The 6,149-nt window shown below is 53.6% G+C and carries 7 protein-coding genes; 1 reads left to right on the forward strand and 6 read right to left on the reverse strand.

Annotated elements, in window-relative coordinates; genetic code table 11:
- Window positions 1–2: 2 nt before the first annotated feature.
- Together HF921_RS05000 and HF921_RS05005 are read right to left on the reverse strand one after the other, a co-directional pair.
- The gene (locus tag HF921_RS05000; RefSeq protein ID WP_064218227.1) at window positions 3–281 is read right to left on the reverse strand and encodes a hypothetical protein; all 279 of its coding nucleotides are present in this window, start codon (window positions 279–281) and stop codon (window positions 3–5) included.
- A 50-nt stretch (window positions 282–331) separates the two neighbouring features.
- Window positions 332–613: a hypothetical protein gene (locus tag HF921_RS05005; RefSeq protein ID WP_064218257.1), complete on the reverse strand. Its 282-nt coding sequence runs from the start codon at window positions 611–613 to the stop codon at window positions 332–334.
- Between the two features lie 612 nt (window positions 614–1,225).
- Here HF921_RS05005 and HF921_RS05010 point away from each other — a divergent pair.
- Window positions 1,226–3,346, forward strand: coding sequence for a mechanosensitive ion channel family protein (locus HF921_RS05010; protein WP_319025472.1), 2,121 nt, complete (start codon window positions 1,226–1,228; stop codon window positions 3,344–3,346).
- Here HF921_RS05010 and proB read toward each other — a convergent pair.
- The 4 genes from proB to HF921_RS05030 all read right to left on the reverse strand — a co-directional run.
- The gene (gene proB, locus HF921_RS05015) at window positions 3,306–4,499 is read right to left on the reverse strand and encodes a glutamate 5-kinase (protein ID WP_081257990.1); all 1,194 of its coding nucleotides are present in this window, start codon (window positions 4,497–4,499) and stop codon (window positions 3,306–3,308) included. The genes HF921_RS05010 and proB overlap by 41 nt on opposite strands.
- Before the next feature lie 299 nt (window positions 4,500–4,798).
- On the reverse strand, window positions 4,799–5,122 hold the full coding sequence (locus HF921_RS05020) for a helix-turn-helix domain-containing protein (RefSeq protein ID WP_215860308.1): 324 nt from the start codon (window positions 5,120–5,122) through the stop codon (window positions 4,799–4,801).
- Window position 5,123: 1 nt separating this feature from the next.
- Window positions 5,124–5,420 carry a DNA-binding protein gene (locus tag HF921_RS05025; RefSeq protein WP_215879848.1) on the reverse strand — a complete coding sequence of 99 codons (297 nt, stop codon included), beginning with the start codon at window positions 5,418–5,420 and terminating at the stop codon, window positions 5,124–5,126.
- 392 nt (window positions 5,421–5,812) lie between these two features.
- Window positions 5,813–6,149: GMP synthase (glutamine-hydrolyzing) (locus HF921_RS05030; protein WP_455692637.1), on the reverse strand; the 337-nt coding region annotated here is incomplete at its 5' end.

Raw genomic sequence — 6,149 nt, forward strand, 5'->3', positions numbered from 1 at the left:
TCTCAATCATCATCACCCCAGCCCCGGTCTTCATGCTCACGGTGCCAGCGATATTCGTGACGCCGGTACCAGCGCGGGGGTGGAGGTGGTGCATAGTAATAAGCTGGCGGTGCCCTGTAATAAGTTGGCGCTGAATAAATAACGCCAGGGACACCGATAGATAAATTCATGTCCGGGCCATCCCAGCCATCCCCATCCGCAAACGCCGGGTTCGACAATAACAGGATACCCGCACCCAATGCTGTCGCTGACAGCAGAAAACGCCATTTGTTAGTAGACATAATTTCCTCCACATTATTTCTCAATCAAAAAGGGGACAGTCACCCGCTGCCTACAGGGACCATACCGCCACAGACACCACCTGATGATGAGGGGCAGATGAAGATGGGTGAATGGACGCCTCCGAGGTGAGCAGCAGCCAGTGCGCCTGCTCAACATGACCCACCACCAACCGCGCCTCGCCAACCATCCGCTGACCACTGGTTACCATCGGTCGGGCAGGGGCAGCCGTTGTTGAATCCAGCGGTGTCACCTCCCGCACAAAACCTCCCAAAGCGATGAAAGGTGCGGCAATCAGCGCCACAAGCAGAGCACTGTAAATGGGCTTCTTCATGACCAGATCCCTCACAATGATGATCACACACCTTACACTCAAGCACTTTCCATGCCATAAATACCGAAAGGTCAACGACAGCAGCGTGCGGGGAAGCCAAAACACTTAAATTAAAGGCCGCAGCCGCTTTGCAGATTCATCCTCCATCAGACACTCCCCGCAAATAAAGTCTGGCCTCAGGACCACGCCCCCCTTCAACCTGTCGCCATATGCCGACGGCACACCCTCTTCATTCTTGTTTTCATCATGCAAATCATCACCTAGCAGGGTGGCCACGTGACTACAACAAGCTGCATGCAGAAGCACACAAGCATCACCTATGATAGGATGACCTTCCACGCAACCCGATGCCCATTTATGGCTTCAGCAAAGGAGCGGCATGTGATTCATCGGACGGACATTTTATGGATCAATAACTGGAATATTCTCAACAAAAGACATATTTTTTCTTATTTATCCTTGTTAGGTACATGCCTTGTCATACTGACTTTTCCACGGTTGGCATACGCCTCCAGCACACCGGTGTCGCAGACCAGTACGGTGCTGCAATCGATACACCAGGATTTATCAAAAAACGTTGATTTACAACAGCTTATATACTGGCAGAAAACCGTGGATGCGCTCAGCCACAACGCGCACCAATGCATAACCGAAAAAAGCGGCAACCTCAGCCAAATAGATAAAAGTCTGGGTATACTGGGATCCGCTACTACCGGTGAGCCGAAGAATCTCAGTACGTTACGGCTGAAACTACAGGGCGAGGAAAAAAATCTCAGCGGAGAACTCGCCACCTGCAAGGTTCTCGCAATCGCCAGTGCGGATCTGGCCCAGAAAATTCACCAAAAGCAGGAAGCGCTGCATGCCGCAATGCTGTTGCAGCGTGATCACAATCTCTGGCAACAAGCGCTTGCCCTGCAATCCGTCCCGGTCAGCACCTGGGTGGGTGAACGGGAGTTCTGGCTTATGCAGAATGGCCAATCTATTTTTGCGCAGAGAAGCCTGCAGATATCCTTTGGCGTTGGCGTGGTTGTCTTTGCGTTGTCACTGCTTCTTCGAGCGCCACTGGCGAGAAAAATACACCGCCAGCACCCTCCGCCCGTTGCAAAAAACAAGTTCTATCACTACGTGCCTTTACTGGCGGGGATAAGCACCAGCGCGGCGATTACCGCTCTTACCAACACCTTATCGCCCTTGATCATGCTCTTATTAGTCACGTGGGGTGGCTACGCCTTTACTGCCATGTTTCTTGCGCTGGCATTAAGCCCCACCGGAGTGCTCAGTCAACATTTCGACTGGCCACCGCAAACACTACGTTCCACGCTGCGCAGGTTACGATCCATTGCCACTCTGGCCGCATTTGGCCTTGCTTGGCTCGTCATGGCTCCCAACGATCCACTCTCTCTGGCGCACCAGGACTTCTTTTACTCCGTATATCATCTGACACTACTCGGTGCGGTATTTTGGCTGATCTGGAGGGCGGGTGCGCATGGGCCATTCCATATTTACCCATTGCTCAGAGCACTTACACTCCTGGCGTTAACGGTCACCGCGGCATTCACCATCCTGGGTTATCGCAATCTATCGAACTACCTGTTCTTTGGTTTGCTGATGTCTCTGCTCGCCTTTGGCATTGGCCTCTTTTTTTCCTGGGAACTGACCGATTTCTGGTCTCGACCGCCACAACCCTCCAGTCATTGGCAGCGTTTCCTGCGCCGCCGCCTGAAGCTTAAAAATGACCAGCCACTGCCATGGATCGCCTGGTTGAGCACCATCACTCACAGCTTCGTGTGGCTGGGGATCGCCGCGTTCATCCTGTATGCCTGGGGCCTGACGCATGCCGGTTTTACACTCCTCTGGAAATACTTTATCACCGGCTTCGCTATCGGCAATTTTCATATCCAGCCCTTTCGCTGGGCGATCGCTATCCTGCTGCTCATACTGCTGTTCAACATCAATACCGTGATTCAGCAATATCTGGCCAATCATTCCCGTATTATTGGCCACATGGAAAGTGGGGCCCGTCATTCGGTATTATCCATCGTCAGATATACCGGATTCATTATCGCCATACTCATCGCACTCTCCACCGCGGGGGTGGCACTGCACAATTTCGCCATTATCGCTGGCGCATTATCCGTGGGTATTGGCTTTGGCCTGCAAAATATCGTGAATAACTTTGTCTCTGGCCTGATTCTACTTCTGGAACGTCCCATACGGGTCGGTGACTGGATTCAGGTAGGCACCACCCAGGGCTATGTGCAAAAAATGAGCATTCGTTACACTCTGATCCTTACTTTTGATCGCACCGAGGTTTTCGTTCCAAATTCTGAATTGATTGCCGGTCAGGTGACCAACTGGATGTATACGAACAGTGTGCTGCGCCTCATGATTCCCTTCAATATTGCCCACGATGCAGATATCTCTCTGGTGAAGGAGATCCTGGTAGCGGAAGGTCAAAAACATCCCGATGTATTACAGGATGATCCGCGTGGCATTCCTCCCACCGCACTCTTGCTGGATGTCAATGAAAATGCGCTGCAATTCTATTTGCGCGTTTATCTGGATGACTGCAACAAAAGCTTTAATGTACAAACAGACCTGCGGGCTTCCGTGGTGGAAAGCCTGCTCCGCCACAACGTGGTACTGGCGCACCAGCAGCAGGACGTCCACATTATGCCCAAGCAGATTCTGCCTATGGAAGGGAAGTTGGCTCAACCGACAGGAGGTCGTTGACGACGAGGTTGTCGCGATGAATCAGCACGCCTTCCGCCGCTTCGGGATCACCAGCGAGTTCGCTACTGTTTTTCCCGAGGCTGCGGGCGACCACCAGGGCATCCCAGTTGACCAGACCACGGGCGATTTCATGGCCGAAAGGATCTTTACAGAGCACCAGATCCCCGCGGCGAAATTTGCCCTCGATCGCGGTGACCCCGACGGGTAGCAGGCTACCTCCGTCACGCAACAAAGCGTGCGCCGCGCCGATATCCAGATGCAATGTGCCATGCGCACGCAAATGCCCGGCCAGCCAACGCTTGCGTGCCGCCAGGGTAGGGAGGCGTGCATGTATAAACGTACCAATCGCTTCACCGCGTTGCAGGCGCAACAGCACATTTTCGCAGCGGCCATTGGCAATAATGGTAGAGGTACCGGAACGTGCGGCGCGAGCCGCTGCCCGCACCTTCGCCAACATGCCGCCGGTACCGACACCTGATCCCCCACCTCCGGCAATGCGCTCCAGCATGGTTGCTCCGGCATTCACCTCTGTCAGCAACCGGGCATCGGGATAGCACCTTGGGTCGGCGTCAAAAAGGCCGTCCTGATCCGTTAGAATCACCAAGAGATCCGCATCGAGCAAATTACTCACGACCGCCGCCAGGGTATCGTTGTCTCCCAGATTAATCGCGTTATAAGAGACCGTGTCGTTTTCGTTGATGATGGGCAACACATTCATATCCAGCAACGTCCGCAAGGCGGATCGCGCATTCAAATAGCGACGGCGGCTCCGCAAATCATCATGAGTCAGCAAGACCTGTCCACAATGCAGCGGAACTTCGCCCGGTCTATCCCCTTCCCGCAGCATCTCTTCATAGGTATGGATCAATGCCGATTGCCCAACACTGGCAGCCGCCTGACGCGCTTGCAGCGTCGTCGGGCGTTCCGTCCAACCCAAACGCTGAGCACCCGCGCTGACGGAGCCGGAGGAGACCAGCACCACCTCGATACCGGATCGACGGAGCGCTAGAATTTGCCGCACCCAACTGCGGATGGCGTCGACATTGAGGCCCCTGCCGTCATCCGTCAGCAAACTGCTGCCGATTTTAATTACCCAGCGTTGGGCCTTGAGCTGCACCAATTCCCGGGACAGTTCCGGTAATTTAATCTTCATGGTTTTGCTATCCTTCATACTAGCGAGAGCACTCCTAAAGGGCAGAACCGCGACCAATTTTTTAAAAAAACATAATATCTCCGATATGTTACCACAATTTATGCATATATACCAAGTATAGAAACACAAAAAGTGTAAGGAATTAACGATAATATCGAGGCATGCGAAGTGCCATACAAAGGGAGGGGGTGGTGACTATTCCCACTCGATTATCATCGAGTATAAATATCATTTGTAATACAATGAGTTGTAATAATATTTACTGACGATGCCATGAAAAATACCATGCCCGGCGAATTTCATGCCACGCTCAACTCCTGAGACAATTCGGGATGCTTGATGATAAGCCGAAGCAGGCACAGCACCCCACCCGGCGGCGCAAATCTCCCCTGCTCCCAGTCGCGCAGCGTCGCCACGGGGGTTTCGATGCGCTCGGCGAATGCGGCTTGCGTCAGGCCAGACTTCTCCCTCGCTTGACGCACAAGGATTTGCTCGGGCGTGGTGACACGCCCAATCCCTGCCTTCGCCTCTGCGAGCGCCTGACGCAGGTCGGGCAGAGCTTCACCGGCATCGGCCTCGATAGCCGTTGCCACCTTCTCAACGTTGATTTTCCTGATGCCCATGTCACACCACCTTCTTGATTTCAGCAGGAAGCATATTGGCGCGTTCGGCCTTGGCATACGCCGCTACCAGCAGCACCACTTCCTGCTCTGTCAGGTTGAAGTAGATCACCCGCACACCGCTAGATTTGCCAGACCCGGCACGGCTCCAGCGAACCTTGCGTGCTCCATCCGCACCGGGGATCACGTCCCCGACTAGCGGATTCGCCGCAATCCAGTCGATGAAGACCAGCCGCTCGTCTTCCGACCACAGCTTTTCCGCCTGCTTCTGGAATGTCGGGGTTTCGATCACAGTGCGCATGGATTGTATTATACGGGATTCCCGCACAAAATCAAGTCCTGTCACAAATCATTTAAGGACAGACGGTCATTCGGACTGCCACCGTCCCAGAATTGAGCCGCCCCGGGTATTGTAGAGGCTGATTAATGTAAGTCATGCCGCTTTACCGGCCTGACGGGCGAGTTTCTGGTAATATTGTGCCTCAGCTTCTGCCGGAGGGATATATCCCAAGGATTCCAGAAGTCGGTGGTGGTTAAACCAATCCGGCCTCTGGGATCTACCGTCACCCTTACCGCCAACTTGCTCCGCTAGCTGGCGATAGTTACCGATAGTCATCGCGACGTATTTATTTAAAAATCAACATGTTATGTATGAATTTCGATAGGTAACGATAGTCCCCGAAAGACCCTATTTCACTCCCACTCGATCGTAGCGGGCGGCTTTGATGAAATATCGTAGACCACGCGATTCACACCAGCAACTTCATTGATGATCCGGTTGGAAATGCGACCCAGCACTCCATAAGGTAGATGCGCCCAGTCGGCGGTCATCCCATCCGCCGACTCCACGGCACGCAAAGCAATGGTTTCATCATAGGTCCGTGCATCCCCCATCACGCCCACGCTACGTACCGGCAGCAATACCGCAAAGGCCTGCCAGAGGCGGTCGTACAATCCCGCCTCACGGATTTCTTCCATGACAATCCGGTCAGCACGACGCAAGACTTCCAGGCGCAGCTCGTCAATCGCT

It is taken from the genome of Acidithiobacillus ferriphilus, assembly GCF_018854775.1.
Taxonomy (GTDB): domain Bacteria; phylum Pseudomonadota; class Gammaproteobacteria; order Acidithiobacillales; family Acidithiobacillaceae; genus Acidithiobacillus; species Acidithiobacillus ferriphilus.

Bases quoted from the DNA above. Each gene is read 5' to 3' on its own strand.
- HF921_RS05000 (WP_064218227.1), bottom strand. From the start codon at position 281: ATGTCTACTAACAAATGGCGTTTTCTGCTGTCAGCGACAGCATTGGGT.
- HF921_RS05005 (WP_064218257.1), bottom strand. From the start codon at position 613: ATGAAGAAGCCCATTTACAGTGCTCTGCTTGTGGCGCTGATTGCCGCA.
- proB (WP_081257990.1), bottom strand. From the start codon at position 4,499: ATGAAGATTAAATTACCGGAACTGTCCCGGGAATTGGTGCAGCTCAAG.
- HF921_RS05020 (WP_215860308.1), bottom strand. From the start codon at position 5,122: ATGGGCATCAGGAAAATCAACGTTGAGAAGGTGGCAACGGCTATCGAG.
- HF921_RS05025 (WP_215879848.1), bottom strand. From the start codon at position 5,420: ATGCGCACTGTGATCGAAACCCCGACATTCCAGAAGCAGGCGGAAAAG.